Below are 17,284 nucleotides of genomic sequence, written 5' to 3' on the forward strand. Positions count from 1 at the left end.
TCACCCACGCAGAGATCCCAGCCATGATCAAGCGAGTCGCCATCGTACTCTGTCTGAGCGTCCCGACATCGATCCATCCGGCGGTGTTTGCCGCCCAGGAAAAGCACACCTTCGAAGTCTCGGTGGACATTCCGACACTGGGTTTTTACGTGCTCCCCAGCGAAGCCGACTGGATCCATCGTGAGCAGACCCTGCCGTGGGATATCCACACCTCGACGTTGCTCGGGCTGCGCAAGAGCTTTGATGTAAAAACCGACGGCAGTGCCATTGAAGCGCGTCTCGAGAATTTCCCTTACCTGACCGCCGGCGGCGATTCGCGTGACAACATCGTGTTGCGCGTCAGCTTCAACGGCAAGGAACTGGCCCAGGATCCGACGCCCCGGCAAGTGGTGTCCGCAGAGGAGGCGACGGCGGGCCGTCGTGTGCAACTGGAGATCGTGCCTCGCGAGCAGGCCGGTGGCTACAAGCCGGGCGAGTACAACGGCACGGTCAATATCGTGTTCAACGTGGCGGCGCCGGCAGGATGAACAGCGCATGCCGAACAAGGAAAAACGACCTGACAGGCAAGGAAATAGCCAATGGTTTCAGCTGTGCGCAAGTGCTTGAAGAACAGCGTGTTTTGCTTCTGCGGTGGCCTGCTTTCAACGTCGGCGGCTGCCATCACTCAGGAACTTCGCGCGACCTACGTCCCCGATCCCGCCAACCCGCAGAACAATGGGTTCATCAACCAGACGCCGCAGAGCGGTTACTGCGGCCAGTACCCGAATGATTGTCGACGCTACAACCTTATGGGGGTTTCGTTGCCAATGCGTTTCTCGTCGGTACAGGCAATACGGCCAGAAAGCGCTGAGCGCGACGGTGCGACATTCAAGATGCCGGCGCAATGGCGCAGCTTGACGGTGCGCAATATCGTTACCGGTGAGACGCAAACCGTGGAAATGCGTATCGGTGGCTTCGGTACACGTTATGTGCTCAGTGATACGGCAAGTAATCTGACTGGCGTTTCCGGAGAATACGAAGCGCATAACGCGCTTTGGGCAAGGTCGGGATGGCACGTACCGCCCAGGCCGTGCGAACCCGGTGCAATGTCCTCTTATGGTCCGAACTTCTTTCGTTTTTTCTGGTTTACCCCCGCCGAAAACCTGTGCAGCAAACAGTCTGCATTCGTCATTCCGTGGATGTCCTACGACTATCTGGACGTGGCCTATGAGCTGCGTACACCCAACCCGCTGGGCATGTCGGCGGGAATCTATGCGGGTGAACTGACCTATGGCGTGGGTTCCGGTCAGGACATCGACACGGGCAACAACCTGTTGCCTGACACCTCCAGCCTGACGTTCAGGGTTCTTCTCGACGTGCAGCATGTGCTCAAGGTCGACATCCCGCCCGGCGGCAACAAGGTTGCGCTGGTGCCGCAAGGCGGCTGGCAGGCCTGGTTGCAGCAGGGCAGCAAACCGACCCGGCTGTTTCGCGATCAGACTTTCAATATTTCCGCGTCCTCGCGTTTCAAGATGCACTTCGAATGCGAGCACGCCGCCGTCGGTGCCTGCGCATTGCGCGATACGCTCAGCGGCGCCACCGATGCGCAGGTTTTTCTGAGTGTGAGCCTGCCCGACAGCATTTCCGATATCGCAGGCCAACCGGTGAAGCGCCGCCCCTTGAGCAACAATCCTGATGGCGTGGCGTTTCAACCTTCCAGTTTCATGCAGCGAGCACCCGCGACGCTGCACTTCGAGATTCCGGGCGTGTATGTCGAACAGATGCTCCAGCCGGGAAAAGGCAAACGCTATGTCGGCAACGTCACGGTGATCTGGGATTCGGAGGTTTAGCGCTTGGGCCCTGAAGACTTTTGCAGCGAGGCTTCAGGGCGTGATCGTTATGCAGGCGACATTCAGATTCCGGCCCTGCTCATGGCCTCCCGGGTGAGCTGGCGGCGTAGTTCCTTCTCCTGATAACCGATGTCCCGAAGCAGGCGGTCATAGGTTTCGGTGCTCATTTCCATGCCGGTGAAAACCTCCTCTTCGGCAATCGGCAAGCGCTTTGCCAGGTCGCTGAGGGTGCGCCTGCGCAATGCGCGCTCGGCAGGTAACGAGTCGGTTGATTGCGCCCAGTCCCGTTGCGCGGATTTCAGCGCTTCCAGCACGTCGAGCTTTTCCATGTGCAGCTGTTTGTTGGTTTCCATTTCTCCTGGCCAGTTCTTGCGCAAATAGCTTTCCCAGAACGGTAGCTCGATCATCTGATTGACCAGGCCATCGCCTTCTTCTGCCTTGAGCAAAGACTCGATAGCCTTGGCAATGGTCTGATCATCGACACCGGCGACCAGGCGATACCTCATGCTTTCGGATTGCCAGGGCAGCTCCAGTCTGGCCGCCATGCCTGTTTCGTAGGCCAGATGCACTTCGACTTCATCGGGATTGCCCGTGCGGTTCCTGATATCGGCCCGGGCGATTTCAGTGACCTGACCGAGACGCGCCGATCCTTTGGCCAGTGTCACCAGCTTGCGCTCAAGCTCGGCCTGGTTGGTCGAGTACGAGTAGGCTTCCGAAGCCAGCACCTTGACCCCCATGTTGTTGAACAGTTGCGCGCCGGCATCCTCGCAACCTTCAGGATCGGTCGACATCAAAAACAGCTCCTCGCGCAGCGGCGTGTCGATGTCCATGGCGCCAATCATCCGCCAGACGCGGTCGGTCAGTTGATCATTGGCTTTGCCGCCAGCGATGTAATCGGCCGAATGGGTCAAGTCTTCGATCACCGAGAAGAAACCGTCGGCGTTTGGCTCCCCGGCAAGGTCGTGCCAGGCCTCGGGGCGATAGGTGCCGAGCCCGGCCGTTTCGTTGCGCAGCGAGGTGTCGACGAATGCGGGCCAGCGCTCGAGCAGATCTTCCGCCGCCCTGTTATACGTCAGGCGTGGATGGATCCCCACCGAAGTCCGGTAATGTTCGTACTTGACCCGAACCGGGTCCGAGAGCCTGTTGGCGTAGACCCGGGTACGGGCGATCAGCCGCGCGTTATCGGAGCCCGGCGGCACATCCGGGATGCGCTTGAGCGCATTCGCGCCCAGATCAAGAAAGAAGCCGCGTGGCCGGGATTTTTCGAACAATCCCGGTGGCCAGCTCTCGAGGCCGGTGCCGATCAGGCTCAACACCTTGAGCCGTGGCATGCGTTCGACATTCGGCGCAAGGCTCAACGGGTTGTGATCGAGCCTGAGAGTTTCCATGCGCGTCATGTTGCGCAGTTGCTCGACAGTGGTCGGCGTCAGGCGGATCTGGTTGTCGTTCAGGCGCAGGGTTTCCAGCAAATGCATCTTGCCGACAGGCTCCGGCAGAACTGTCAGCCCGCAGTTGCGGGCGCTGAAATGGCGCAGGTGGGGAAGGTCTTTCAACAGGCCGTTCGGCGATTGAGAAAATACCGATCCGTCCAGGTTCAGGGTTGTGACCTGATCGATCCAGGGCTTCAGCTCTTCCGGCAACTGCCGCCACCAACGCTCGATGTCCTTGGGCAACCACTCGCTGGACAGGTCCAGTCGATAGCCTTCCTGCACGCTGAGACTGCGCTCGCCGAACACCTCGGACTTGCGTTCGAAACAGTCCAGCAAGCGTTCGGCGAGAAACTGCCCGCCCTTTTGCTGGTAGTCCCAATAGGCACGTGGCACGTTGCTGTCCGGGTTTTCAGGATCCCAATCAGCCAGGTAGCGCTGACGCCAGGTTTCCAGGGTCTGCTTGAGCTGTTGAATCTCCTGCTCAAGCATCTTGATCTGTGAGTGAGGGGCACCGTTCGCTTGCAGGGATCGACTGAAAGCCAACGCCTCGGCCTGGTCGAAATGCGGGTAGAGGTTCTGGACTTTCTCTTCCACGCTCAACGCTTTTTTCGATTGCCCCGGCCCGCGCAGCAGCAGTTCGGTTTGCAACGGAACCTGCGCGCGAATCGGTGGACGCGCAAGCAGCGTCCTGCGCTCGGCGGGGCGCTCGGTCATGACCAGCACCCATTGTCTGAACAATTGTCCCTGGCCGGCGCGGTAACCCAGCGCGGTACGCTTATCGGCGGGCATGGCCAGCAGGATGGCTTCATACAAGTCTGCGGCAGGATGCAGACTGTCGTTGCGCTCATCGCGCACTTCATAGCGGCCACGCTGATCCCGGACCAGCACGCGCACGATACTGGCCTGCTCGTCGCCCACACTGCAGCGAAGCGCGCCGTCATAGAAGTGCTCGCGTACTTCAATGCGCAGATCGGCGAAGGTATCGGTGCGTTGTCTCAGGACGTTGAGAATCAAGCGCTCGGTATCGGGCAGTCGCAATGCCGGTTCATACAAACCTTCAATGGCACGCGCCGCACTGATTTCAAAGGCGCTTTCCCGGGCCTGATCTTTCAGGCGCAGGGGGATGCGCTGTTCTTCGCGGATGATGGTCTGTTCGGCCGGCGTCGCTTTCTTCAGCAGCGCCTCGGCGACCCGTGAAGGCAATGGTGGAAATTGCTGTTGCAGCAGTTGCACCTGGGCATCGCCACTATGATCTGCGGCCCGATACTGGTAATCGAAAATGTCGGGCGTACGGGTTTCCACGATATCCCCCAGCTGGTTGCGCAACACCTGTGCCCGCTGGCTTTTGGGGTATTGATGGCCGAGCAGGGACTGCATGTCTGCATCGTCGAGAAAGTCCACCAGCCGTTCCGGCAGCTCGCCGGCCAACAGGTCAGGAATGCCGATGCTCATCGTCTGTTCGGCTGTCGCTTGTGGATTGCCGTACAGGTGAAAGTTGTCGCTCGAATCAGCGGTTTCAAATACTTTCAGCGCCTTGTCGGCAGGCCAGCCGGGCATGTCCGGCACCATTCGGCTGAACCAGTAGGCAGTCGGGGCCAGCGGTTGTCCGGAACGAATCAACTGGCCCACGTTGCGGGTTTCGTCCCAGATCCGGAAACGCGTCAGGGTATCGGACAGGAGCGCCGGGGGTGGCGTGTTTTCCACGTACATCCGGCGCAGTGATTCTGGCGCGGTGCCGCTGATGCTGCGCAGGTGTTCCAGTTCGCTATCGTTGTAGCCGTCAACGCCGGGGCCCAACCGGCGCATCAGGATCGAGCCCTGCCAGTCCTGCGGTGTTTCCCCCTCGTGCACCCACGCACCCTGTCCGTTGTGGCGCAATTGTGGCGAGTAAGCTTGTGGGCGGGTCGGATGCTGGACACGATGGCGACCGTTGCTGCGGTCATATTTCACCGCGTAGTACCGACCGTCGAGGGGCAGCAGCACTTTGTCCGCGTGGCGATACAGCCCGGATGCGGACGGTTTCGATGCGGGCGGTGGGGCAATGTCTGTTTGTGCGTAGGGCGTGAGGTCGGTGTGCCACAAGCGGATTTTTCCGTCGTGTCCCGTCACCGGTTTCATGCTTTCGACCCGTGGCGACAGTTTGAGGATTTTTTGCGCGGCCAGGCCACCGACGACAAATGCCGCCAGTTGCACCACATCGTTGACGACACCGACGACATGCTGCGCAGCCTCGGTCCAGTGTTTATAACCAAGCTCCACTGCGCCTTCGACGACTTCATTGGTCAGCTGAAAAGCCGTGTAGACCAGCATCACAACACCGACATACGGCACGAACGGCATCACGACGAACAACGCGGCGTTGAAAATGTCGCCGGCAATCTTCAGAACGTTTTCCCACCACGCCCAGCGCGCATTGTCGTCGGCGTCGGCGGTCGGCACCGCAATCTGGCGGGCGTCATTGAGGATCTTGTTGAGTCGTTGCTGAAAAAGGTACGTCCACAGCGGCGAGCTGATCGGCGGTGCGCTGAATTGCAGTTGCGGTTTCTCCACCGGTGTTTCCCGCCAGGAGGGACGCGAATCTCCCCGTTCCCGCGGATACCATTTCACGTAGCTCAGGCGTTGTTCGAGCCCGGCGAAAAAATGCCCGCGCTGTTCATGATCGACAAACTGACTGAAGAATTGCCGGTAGCTGAGTCCGGAGGAAGGTGATGTCTGGTTGGTCCGCAGCTGGCGGGTCAGCTCTTGCATGAAGTCCAGGGTCGAGGCGTATTCCTTGAGCGGGTGCTCCGGGTCATGGGGGACATAGGCAATCATTTTTTGCGAGTGTTGCGGCTGTTCCGGATCCGGCCGAATGATCAGGATGCCGGTGAACGTCAGGTCCATCATGCCCAGGTCGCAGACCCGCATCGCCTGGCCGTCCAGCAGCAGATTCTGACGGCCAAGCAGCACTTCGCGGATCAGCCCATGGGCACTGTGACCAATGTCTTTTTTGAGCCGGGCCATTTGCGCGGCAGCCTTGAGCGTCGCTTGCAGGCTTTGCTCGACCCGGGTGCGCAGGTACGTTTCGGCCACCGGTTCCTTGTCCAGCAGAATGCTCTCGAGATGGCGCTTGTAGAGCGCGCCAATGTCCAGCTCCCGGCACAACGCTTGAAACTGGCTCACGCTTATTTTCTGGTTGATCGGCGAGGGGTCGAACAAGTCGCGTGCGACATCGGTTTTGATAATGAAGGTCGAATAGTGTTGATAGCGCTCGTCGCGTGCGAAGTTATGCAATGCCGCATCAAGCATCGAAACGGTTCTGGCCTTGGAGCCTTTGCTGAAGTTGTGGACATACCAGGGCGTTTGAGCCGAGGCATACAGTCTCAGGTAGGTGTTCTTGACGTCGATATCGATCTGGAACTGTTCGAGCAGCTTTGCCTTGAGCAAGGGTTCGGCGAATGCGTACACATCCTGAAGTCGTCCGAGCAGGCGATCGATACGGTTCTGTGCGCCCCACGCCTTTCGGTTATCGGCGGACATTCGTTCCAGCTCGTTGGCCGAAGTCTCGATCATCCATGATTCAAGCTGCAGAGGCGTGTTGCTCAGCGCCTGGGCCCGATGTAACTGCATATCGCTGAACACCGGATCAATGCGCGATTTAATTAAGTCGTAATGTTGCCCTTTATATATGGATGTTGCAGTCATGGTGCAGGCCTTGAATAAGTAAAGAATTCTCAGCCTAACGTTCAATGAGCGGATTAATTAGTTTAAAAGCCTGCTGCCGAAGTGTCGGGTTAATACCTGATTTATTGAATATTGGAATGCATAAAACACATAACTACTACCTCGGATCAATTCAGTCCGCTGCGGATGCCACCGTCGCCACTTGCGGCGCCAGACACTGCGAATCACTGCCCGGTTGCAGGTACGGCATCAGAATCGGCGCCATGCCTTTGAGCACCTGTACCGGCAGGGCGGAAGTGAACTTGAAGTTCTCCGCCGAGCGCCCCGGCACGAACGCGGTGAGCGTGCCGAAATGGTGGTCGCCGATGTAGAACACGAAAGTCGCCGTGCGGTTGATCGACTTCGAGCTGAGAATCCGTCCGCCGGAGCCGATCGCCTCGATCCGGTTGTCGCCGGTACCGGTCTTGCCGCCCATGGTCAGCGGTGTTCCATCGTTCAGTTTGAAACTGCCGGAAACACGTTTCGCCGTCCCCGAGTCCACCACTTGCGACAGTGCTTCGCGCATCGCCGTGGCGACTTCGGACGGCATCACCCGTTTGCCGACGTGAGGGTCATTGACCAGTTTGGTTTCGTAAGGCGTGCCGGCGGCGAAGTGCAGGCTGTCGATACGCAGGGTCGGCATGCGCACACCGTCGTTGAGGATGGTGCCGATCAACTCGGCCAGCGCGGCGGGGCGGTCGCCGGAACTGCCGATGGCGGTGGCCAGCGAGGGCACCAGGTGATCGAACGGATAGCCGACTTTCTGCCAGCGCTGATGGATCTCCAGGAATGCCTCGATCTCCAGCATCGTGCGAATGCGGCTGTCGCGGGCGCCCTTGTGCTTGCTCTTGAACAGCCAGCTGTAGACTTCCTGACGCTCGAACTGGCTGGCCTTGACGATGTCCTTGAAGGTCGCGTCGGGGTGGTTGAGCAGGTAGCCGATCATCCACAGGTCCAGCGGGTGAACCTTGGCGATGAAACCCTGATCCGGCAGGTCGTAGGTGCCGGGGCCGTAGGCCAGATAGAGCCGCTCCAGGCGTTCGTCGGTGAGTTTTTCGGTGATTTTTACGCCCTTGAGGTGCGAGCGCACAAAGGTATTGAAGTCTTCCTGACTGGCGTTGGGCAGCAGGTAACGGTGCACGGCGGCCATGCGGATCGGGGTCGGGCGCATGCTGTCGAGGAAGGTATCGAGCCGGGCCTGGGTGTCCTTGTTCCGGTACTTCTTCCAGAACTTGAGCAGGAACGAGGTGCCTTCGCGGTCGGCGAACGAGGCGAGGTATTCCTGACGGCGCGGGTCGCGGTCGTCCTTGAGCAGCTCGGCGCTGTTGTTCGGGCCTGAGTAGGTGGTGTAGCGCACCAGATCGCGCATCAGGCGAATGAACGGCAGGTTGATCGACTCGCGCAGGGCATCGCGCAGGGTCGGCAGGCGGCCGTTGTCTTCCTTGCGAAAGTTATGGAACACATGCAGGCCGCCACCGGTGAAAAACGCCTCGCCGGGGCTGGCCGAGTATTTGCGGTCGAGGGCGGCGGAGAGCATTTTCGACAGGTCGTGATCCTTGTTCTGGATCAGGTAATCGATCACCCACTGGCTCAGGCGATCCTGATCCGGCACGTCGACTTTCTTCAGTTCCGGCACGGTCATGGCGCCGTACTTGTCATGCAGCTCCGCGATGATTTGCAGGTAGGTGGTCAGCACCCGCATCTTCGCCGTGGAGCCCAGTTCCAGCTTGCTGCCTTCGTTGATGTCGAACGGCTGATCGGTGCTGTCGGTCTGCACCCGCACGCGCGAACCGTCCGGGGTCAGCTCGAACAAGGTGAAGCTGTAGCGCACCTGAGTGGTGCTGGTGGGCGTCAGCAGGCGTTCGCCCATCAGGCCGACTTCGGTCGCGTAGGCCGGGTCGGCCAGTTTTTTCAGGTAGGCGGTGGCCTGGGTTTGCAGCTCGCCCTGCAAGGTGCTGGTGGCGGACAGGTCGAGGCGGTCGAGGTCGTACAGCGGACGGTTGAGCATCGATGCCAACCGGCTGCGGGCGACACTGATGCCCTTGTTGGTTTCGATCGGCTGAATGGTCGGTTGGGTCTGCCAGTCGCGATAGCTGATGGTGCTGGCCAGCGCGGCATCGGCCAGGGCGGCGTCGATCACACCGTTCTGTTTCAGCAGGCGCAGGTGGCTGTTGGTCAGTTCGACCAGTTCTTCGCGGCCCTTGGTCAGGTAATGCGAAGGACGGCGCTGGGCGATCATCAGCGAAAGCATTTCGCGCAGGGCCAGGCCTTTGTCCGCCATGGTCTTCGGATCGGTGGCGGTACTCGCGAGCTTGCGGTTGGCCTCGTTGAAATCGGCGCCATACCAGACCCGCAGCCCCTCGGCCATGCCGTGCACTTCGCCATGCCCCGGCACCGCCGACAGCGGCACGCTGTTGAGGTAGTCACGAATGATGTTCTGCCGCGCCGGCAAGGTGTCCGGGCCGCCCTGATAGGCGCGCACGCTGGCGGAAATCATCTGGCGGATTTTCTCCGCGCCGGACACCGTCAGCCCGTCGGGCGAGTGGCGGTATTTCTCAAGCTGGGTGGCCAAAGTACTGCCACCGGCCGACTGCCCCGGCAAGTGCAGCAGCTTGGCGACCTGCGACCACGCGGCCATGCCGAAGCGGGGCCAGTCCACCGCCGGGTTGGCCATCGGTTGCTTGGGGTCGAGCAAAAAGCGGTTTTCGATGAACAGCAGGCTGTTGACCACCACCGGTGGGATCGAGTCGAAACTCGCGTACAGCTGCTGCGGATAGTTGTACTGATACAGCGGCGCGGCACGGCAATCTGTGATCGACAGCCCGGCCTGGATCTTTTCGGAGTAGGGCACGAACAGGCCCTTGTCGGTGTAGTTGAGCAGCGCCGGGGAGAAGCGCGTCTGCTCGGTGATCACATAATTGCGCTTGATCAGCCGCGGCAGGAACTCGTCCAGCGAGCTGTAGCCCAGACGCAGATCGAACGGCCCGTTGCCTGGATAGCGGATCGCTTCACTGGGTCCCGGTTGCAACTCGTACTTGAGCTTGGCGGCGTACTGGCTGACCTCGCGGGACTGAAAACGCGAGGTGCGCATTTCCTTCATCGCAGCCAGGCCCACGACAATCGCAATGATCACCAACAGGAGCCAGAAAGCCTTCCACCCATGCCGGTTACGACGGGGTTTTTCAGGTACAGGCGCTTCATCCACACGTTCAGTCGGAACCACTTTTTCACTCGAATCGGTTTGCCACAAAGCGCCCATAGTCGATTGATCCATTCACGCAGATTGATCGGACTTGACTGAAGCTTAGTCGGTGGTTGGCGCGGGTGAAAAAATTGTGAAGGCGGGACCCTGAACAAATCTGCAAATCTGGCTGCTGCCTTCCGGCAAGTGATCGAAAGCCTGAAAAGGCCGGAACAGAGAGGTCTTCAGGCCGCTGCGACTTTGGTCGCGGCATGACGTTGCACCATTGCTGTGCAATACTCGGCGCCCATTTGTGCGGTGAATAATCCTCGAAATGCAGGATGGTTTGTCTCGTAAACCTTGTGATTGGCGAGGTTTACGTCTGAATCAGATGCCTTATAGAGTGAAAAAACCTGTCGCAAGCTTTTTATACTGCATGCCCCGCTGATCCCGCAGGTTGCTTCTGCGCGACGGTCCTGCCCACGAAGCAGGGCCGGTTTTACCCAGGCGCAGGCTTATCGGCCGACGCTTGAACACTCGGTGGTCACATCCAATAACAAGACGAGGAAGTCCCCCATGCCAGTCGGCAATCACCCGCCCCATGGCGAAACCGCTCAAGGCGGTCCGCTCAAACGCGAACTCGGTGAACGGCATATTCGCCTGATGGCGCTCGGCGCCTGCATCGGTGTCGGTCTGTTTCTCGGTTCGGCCAAGGCCATCGAAATGGCCGGCCCGGCGATCATGCTGTCTTACATCATCGGCGGTCTGGCGATCCTGGTGATCATGCGCGCCCTCGGCGAAATGGCCGTACACAACCCGGTCGCCGGCTCCTTCAGCCGTTATGCACAGGATTACCTCGGCCCGCTGGCGGGCTTTCTGACCGGCTGGAACTACTGGTTCCTGTGGCTGGTGACCTGCGTCGCCGAAATCACGGCGGTGGCGGTGTACATGGGCATCTGGTTCCCCGATGTCCCGCGCTGGATCTGGGCGCTGGCGGCGCTGGTCAGCATGGGCTCGATCAACCTGATCGCGGTGAAGGCGTTCGGTGAATTCGAGTTCTGGTTCGCCCTGATCAAGATCGTCACCATCATCGCCATGGTGCTCGGCGGCATCGGCATCATCGCCTTCGGTTTCGGCAACGACGGTGTGGCACTGGGGATTTCCAACCTGTGGGCCCACGGCGGCTTCATGCCCAACGGTGTGACGGGCGTGCTCATGTCCCTGCAAATGGTGATGTTCGCCTACCTCGGCGTGGAAATGATCGGCCTGACCGCCGGTGAAGCGAAGAACCCGCAGAAGACCATCCCGAATGCGATCGGCTCGGTGTTCTGGCGGATCCTGCTGTTTTACGTCGGCGCGCTGTTCGTGATCCTGTCGATCTACCCGTGGAATGAAATCGGCACTCAGGGCAGCCCGTTCGTGATGACCTTTGAACGTCTGGGCATCAAGACCGCCGCCGGCATCATCAACTTCGTGGTGATCACTGCGGCGCTGTCGTCGTGCAACGGTGGCATCTTCAGCACCGGGCGCATGCTTTACAGCCTGGCGCAGAACGGCCAGGCGCCGGCCGGTTTCGCTCGCACGTCGAGCAACGGCGTACCGCGTCGCGCATTGCTGCTGTCGATCTTCGCGCTGCTGCTGGGCGTGCTGCTCAACTATCTGGTGCCGGAAAAAGTCTTCGTCTGGGTGACCTCGATTGCCACCTTCGGCGCGATCTGGACCTGGGTGATGATCCTGCTGGCCCAGCTGAAATTCCGCAAAGGCCTGAGCGCCAGCGAGCGGGCCGGCCTGAAATACAAGATGTGGCTGTTCCCGGTCAGCTCGTATCTGGCGCTGGCGTTCCTGGTGCTGGTGGTCGGCCTGATGGCGTACTTCCCGGACACTCGCGTGGCCCTTTATGTAGGCCCGGCGTTCCTGGTGCTGCTGACCGTGTTGTTCTACGTGTTCAAGCTGCAACCAAGCGATGCGTCCCAGGGCGCGGTGCGTTCGGCTTCGTAATTCGTTGTCGCTGAAACCTGAAGCCCCGGTCGAAAGTCCGGGGCTTTTTCGTGGGTGCGAGGTTGATGCCGCTGGTCTGAAAGCGCCGCAAAAATCGACTTCTGATTCAGAGTCATGTTCGAAGGTTTATCTACGTTGTTTCCAGCGCAGCCGTGAACAGAGGCGCAGGTATGAGGACCAGCGATTTTCTCGTACAAGAACTCGGCCGTCGTCAGGTCGTGCTGTTCTTCCTGCTCGCCACGCTGCTGTATATCCTGCCGCTGATCCTCGCCGACTTCCCCTACATCGACGACAACTGGCGCACGCTGGCCGCCGGCAACGCCTGGGCCGGGCAGGGGCGATTGTTCATGGACTGGCTGTATCAGGCGCTGACCTTCACCGGCGCTGCGCCGAATATTTTCCCACTGCCGCTGTTACTCGCCACGGTGGCCATGTCGTTCGCGTTGACCCGGCTGACCTTCCACTATTTTCCCGAACCGACGCTGGCCTGTTGTCTGGTGGTGTTGCCGCTCTGGTACAACCCGTTTCTGCTGCAGAACCTGTCCTATCAATACGACGGGGCCGGCATGGCCCTGAGTCTGGTCGCAGTGATTTACGCGATCACTTTTTGCGGCGCTTCACGCATTCAGCGATGGCTGGTGCCGTCGGTGTTGCTGGCGCTGGCGATCGGGCTGTATCAGATCAGCCTCAATGTGTTTCTCGGGCTGTGTTGCCTTGAATTGCTCAGGAATGTTCATCGGCGAGTACCGTGGGAGGAACTCTGGCACCTGTCAGGCTGGCGGCTGGCGCAACTGCTGCTGGCGGTGCTGATTTACAGCGTCACGGCCTATCCGTTCACTGACCACGGGCGCACGCAATTGCTGAATGCAAGCGCTGATCCGTTGCTGCAGATCGGCATCAATATCGGTCGGGTGATGGAGAAGGTTGCGCTGCTGTTTCACGGCGGCTACACGATGGTTTTTATTGTTTTGGTGCTGTGCGCCGTGTTCGGCGCCGTGCAATTGGGGCGGCAGATTCGCGAGCGCAAAATGTCCCGCGCCAAGGGCTTGCTCCTGAGCTTCACCAGCCTGCTGGCATTGCCGCTGATTGTGCTGCTGGTGCCGGGCATGACGCTGCTGTTTCGCGATTTCAACGAAGGCGCGCGCACCCTGATGGGGTTCGGCGTACTGCTGATGTTGCTGTTCTATCTGGCCTGGTTGGGGTTGATGCCGCTGCATCAACGGTTGCCTTTGGTGTTGGCGATTCCGCTTCTGGCCACGCTGTCGTTGTCCTTCGCTTATGGCCGGGTGCTGACGATGGAAAAAACCTTCGCCAGCAATGCGCTCTACAGCCTGAGCCACGACATTTCATCTCATCGCGAACTGCGCGAAGCCAAACGGATTTATATCTCGGTGACGTACTCCGACCGCTGGCTGGCGGGGGCGGTGGGTACGTTCAAGCAGTTGCCGGTGCTGCAATATCTACTCAACATCGATTACTTCATGCTCGCCGAAAATCTGCCCTCGGCCGGCATCACCAACGTGGTCGCCGAGCGCGAACGGCGCAACGCGACCCATGTCGGTCTGATGGGCTATCCACCCTTGGTGGACAGCCTCTATTACCGCCTCTACCTAATTGGCGACTACGGCTTCATCGTGATGAAGGAGCCGCCCCACGGTCGCTTGCTGCAATGGTGACCGTTCAGAGTCTAGGCCGCCGCGATTTCCTGCGGCTCGAAACTGTCCGCCCTCGCCATCTGCCACATCCGCGAATAGAACTCGCCGTTCACTTCCCCGGTGAGCAATTCCCCTGGCTTCAGGAACACGTGCAACTGCGAGAACAGTTTGATCTCGGTCGCCGACATGCGCCGCACCAGATGCTTGGCCGACAGTTGCGACGGATGATCGAGGCCGGCGGCGGCGAGCATTTCCGCCAGGGCCTTGAGCGTATTGCGGTGGAAGTTGTAGACCCGCTGGGCCTTGTCCGGCACCACCAGCGCGCGCTGGCGCAGGGTGTCCTGGGTGGCGACGCCGGTCGGGCATTTGTTGGTGTGGCAGCTTTGCGACTGGATGCAGCCGATGGCGAACATGAAGCCGCGCGCCGAGTTGGCCCAGTCGGCGCCGATGGCCAGCACGCTGGCGATGTCGAAAGCGCTGACGATCTTGCCGCTGGCGCCGAGCTTGATCTTGTCCCGCAGATTCAGGCCGACCAGGGTGTTGTGCACGAACAGCAGACCTTCGCGCATCGGCACGCCGATGTGGTCGGTGAACTCCACCGGTGCGGCGCCGGTCCCGCCTTCCTTGCCGTCAACCACGATGAAGTCCGGCAGGATGCCGGTTTCCAGCATGGCCTTGGCGATGCCCATGAACTCCCACGGATGGCCGAGGCAGAACTTGAAGCCCACCGGTTTGCCGCCGGACAGTTCACGCAGTTGCTGGATGAAATGCATCATCTCGATCGGCGTGGAGAACGCGCTGTGGCGCGACGGCGAGATGCAGTCTTCGCCCATCAGAATTCCACGCGTATCGGCGATTTCCTGGGTGACCTTGTGCTTGGGCAGAATCCCGCCGTGGCCGGGTTTGGCGCCCTGGCTCATCTTGATTTCGATCATCCGCACTTGCGGGGTCTGCGCCTGGGCGGCGAAGCGTTCCGGGTCGAAACGGCCGTCGCTGGTGCGGCAGCCGAAATAGCCGCTGCCCAGTTCCCAGGTCAGGTCGCCGCCGTGTTCGCGGTGATAGGGGCTGATGCTGCCTTCGCCGGTGTCGTGGGCGAAGTTGCCGAGTTTGGCGCCCTGGTTGAGTGCGCGGATCGCGTTGGCGCTGAGCGAGCCAAAACTCATGGCCGAGATGTTGAACACCGACGCCGAATACGGCTGGGTGCACTGCGGGCCACCGACGGTGACACGAAAACTGTTCGGGTCGCTTAGCGGCGCCGGGCGCATCGAGTGGCCGATGAATTCGAAGCCGGATTGATAGACGTCGATCAGGGTGCCGAACGGCTTGTCGGCGGTTTCGTTCTTGGCCCGCGAGTACACCAGCGAACGCTGAGCGCGGGAGAAGGGCAGGGCGTCGCTGTCGGATTCCAGCAGGTACTGGCGGATTTCCGGGCGGATGCCCTCCACCAGATAACGGATGTTGCCCAGGATCGGATAATTGCGACGCACCGCGTGCGGGCTCTGCATCAGGTCGAACAGGCCGATCAGGCTCAATACGCCGGTAACGGCGGTGATCGGCCACAGCCAGTCGTGTTCGAGAAAGGGCAGGCTGGCGAGGGTGAAAATCACGCAGACGGCAAAGAAGGCGTAGCGGCTCAGGAGTGACAGGCTCATACGGTTTCCTTGGTTCGGACGGTTTTTTTGCGGCAGTCAGGCGTTCTGCGCCTGCAGAAAGATCGAAAACAGCTCCGACTGGGATTTGATCCCCAGCTTGCTGTACATGTGTTTCTTATGGACTTTCACGGTTTCAACAGAGATTTCCAGCTTACGGGCGATTTCTTTACTGGAGCAACCGCTGAGCATCAGGCGCCCGACGTCCAGTTCCCGGGCGGTCAGTTGTGCGCCCTTGAGCTGCTGCACCGACGCTTCGAGCTGCACCCGCCAGTCCGGTTGCGCAGGCGCCGGGGCGAGGGCCACGGTTTCGTTGATTTCATAGGGCAGGCGCTGGCGCAACAGGCCGAGCACCCACGGCTGGATCAGCGACAGCAGGGCAATCTGCTCGCCGGTGAAGCGTTGCTGGCTGCCCAGCGACAGGCACAGCGTGCGGTCGCCTTCGAGCTGGCAATTGAACTGGATTTCGTCGGCCACCACATTCAGACGAAAGTATCGCTGGTAATACTCGGTCAGTTCGAAGTGCTCCGGCGCGACCTCCGACAGGCGATACAACCCGGTGCGCGACTGCTCGCGGCAGGCGATATAGAACGGGTCGAGCAGGTACAGACCGCGCAGATAATCCTGAAACAGCTGATCGGGACTGCCGTCGGCGCCGGGGCATTCGGCGAACACCTGCGGGTGGCGGTCGGCGCTGAACAGCAACGCCACCCAGCTATCGAACGGCACGTACTGGTCGAGCAGGCGCACCAGTTGCGCCCAGAAATTCGGCTTGTCGAGGGCGTCGATCAACTGGCCGACGGCGCGGTGCCAGGTGATGTCGTCAAACGAAAGAGTCATGCCTCTACCCCTATCGGGTTACCCCGGCCGCGTAATTCCCTGGCCGGTCGAATGCGAAGCATACTGGCCCACAGACAGCCGCCGGGCAATCTTTCGGCGCCCGGTGCTCATAACAAGGAATACCCATGAAAGTCGAACTCGCCCAACTGGCGGGCCGTGACAAAGACACGGCGTACAACCTCGAACGCGCCCTCGCGGCGATTGCGGCCTGCGCCGCCGACACGCAATTGATCGTGTTCCCCGAGACCCACCTGATGGGCTTCCCGACCGCCGACACCGTGGCGCAGATCGCCGAACCGCTGGACGGCCCCACCGTCAGCGCCGTGCAGGCCGCCGCCCGCGAACGCAACCTCGCCGTGGTGATCGGCATGGCCGAGAACGACAACGGCCGCTTCTACAACACCACGCTACTGATCACTCCCGAAGGCATCGCCCTGAAATACCGCAAGACCCATCTCTGGGCCTCGGATCGCGGTGTGTTCGAGGCCGGTGACCGTTACGCCACCTGTTTGTGGAACGGTGTGCGGGTCGGTCTGCTGATCTGCTACGACATCGAGTTCCCGGAATCGGCCCGCGCCCTGGCGCAACTGGGTGCTGAATTGCTGATCGTCACCAACGGCAACATGGACCCGTACGGGCCGACCCACCGCACCGCGATCATGGCCCGGGCCCAGGAAAACCAGGCGTTTGCGCTGATGGTCAACCGTGTGGAAGCCGGGGATGACGGGTTGATGTTTGCCGGTGGCAGTGCGCTGGTGGATCCGCTGGGCACGGTGCTGTTCGAGGCCGGGCGTGAGGAAGGACGGTTCAGCGTCGAGCTGGATTTCGCTCAGCTGGAGCTGGCGCGCAAGGATTATCGGTATCTGGATGATCAGCGGTTGAGGTTGCCGGGGGAGGTGGTTGAACACGCCTCGGGAGTACGTGAGCTGCTGATCCCTTGACCCGTTGTACCCGATCGTTCCCACGCTCTGCGTGGGAATGCAGCCCGGGACGCTCTGCG

Annotated in this window: 9 protein-coding genes; 5 read left to right on the plus strand and 4 right to left on the minus strand. The window is 60.5% G+C overall.

Going from position 1 to position 17,284, the window contains the following annotated elements; translation table 11 throughout:
- Positions 1 to 23 precede the first annotated feature (23 nt).
- A complete protein-coding gene (locus K5E37_RS07780) occupies positions 24 to 527 on the plus strand; it encodes a CS1 type fimbrial major subunit (RefSeq protein WP_085606798.1) in 504 nt (167 codons plus the stop codon).
- A gap of 51 nt (positions 528 to 578) precedes the next feature.
- Positions 579 to 1,829 (plus strand): hypothetical protein, encoded by a 1,251-nt coding sequence (locus K5E37_RS07785; protein WP_221533537.1) that lies wholly within the window; start codon positions 579 to 581, stop codon positions 1,827 to 1,829.
- A gap of 62 nt (positions 1,830 to 1,891) precedes the next feature.
- Here K5E37_RS07785 and K5E37_RS07790 read toward each other — a convergent pair whose 3' ends face one another.
- Both K5E37_RS07790 and K5E37_RS07795 read right to left on the minus strand, forming a co-directional pair.
- Positions 1,892 to 6,868, minus strand: coding sequence for an NEL-type E3 ubiquitin ligase domain-containing protein (locus tag K5E37_RS07790; protein WP_311776180.1), 4,977 nt, complete (start codon positions 6,866 to 6,868; stop codon positions 1,892 to 1,894).
- 226 nt (positions 6,869 to 7,094) lie between these two features.
- On the minus strand, positions 7,095 to 10,220 hold the full coding sequence (locus K5E37_RS07795) for a transglycosylase domain-containing protein (protein ID WP_221533539.1): 3,126 nt from the start codon (positions 10,218 to 10,220) through the stop codon (positions 7,095 to 7,097).
- Between the two features lie 498 nt (positions 10,221 to 10,718).
- Between K5E37_RS07795 and K5E37_RS07800 the strand changes: the two genes are divergently transcribed.
- Both K5E37_RS07800 and K5E37_RS07805 read left to right on the plus strand, forming a co-directional pair.
- Entirely contained in the window at positions 10,719 to 12,140 is a 1,422-nt protein-coding gene (locus tag K5E37_RS07800) for an amino acid permease (RefSeq protein ID WP_115079077.1), read from the plus strand.
- Positions 12,141 to 12,310: 170 nt separating this feature from the next.
- Entirely contained in the window at positions 12,311 to 13,816 is a 1,506-nt protein-coding gene (locus K5E37_RS07805) for a glucosyltransferase domain-containing protein (RefSeq protein ID WP_221533540.1), read from the plus strand.
- 11 nt (positions 13,817 to 13,827) lie between these two features.
- Here K5E37_RS07805 and K5E37_RS07810 read toward each other — a convergent pair whose 3' ends face one another.
- Positions 13,828 to 15,447, minus strand: a complete 1,620-nt coding sequence (locus K5E37_RS07810) for an FMN-binding glutamate synthase family protein (RefSeq protein ID WP_085606786.1) — start codon at positions 15,445 to 15,447, stop codon at positions 13,828 to 13,830.
- Between the two features lie 36 nt (positions 15,448 to 15,483).
- Complete coding sequence (locus K5E37_RS07815) at positions 15,484 to 16,284, minus strand: LuxR C-terminal-related transcriptional regulator (RefSeq protein WP_011335770.1); 801 nt, start codon at positions 16,282 to 16,284, stop codon at positions 15,484 to 15,486.
- Positions 16,285 to 16,409: 125 nt separating this feature from the next.
- Here K5E37_RS07815 and K5E37_RS07820 point away from each other — a divergent pair, with 125 nt between their 5' ends.
- Complete coding sequence (locus K5E37_RS07820; RefSeq protein WP_221533541.1) at positions 16,410 to 17,225, plus strand: carbon-nitrogen hydrolase family protein; 816 nt, start codon at positions 16,410 to 16,412, stop codon at positions 17,223 to 17,225.
- Positions 17,226 to 17,284 lie beyond the last annotated feature (59 nt).

This window comes from Pseudomonas sp. RIT778, assembly GCF_019718735.1.
Lineage (GTDB): Bacteria > Pseudomonadota > Gammaproteobacteria > Pseudomonadales > Pseudomonadaceae > Aquipseudomonas > Aquipseudomonas aphyarum.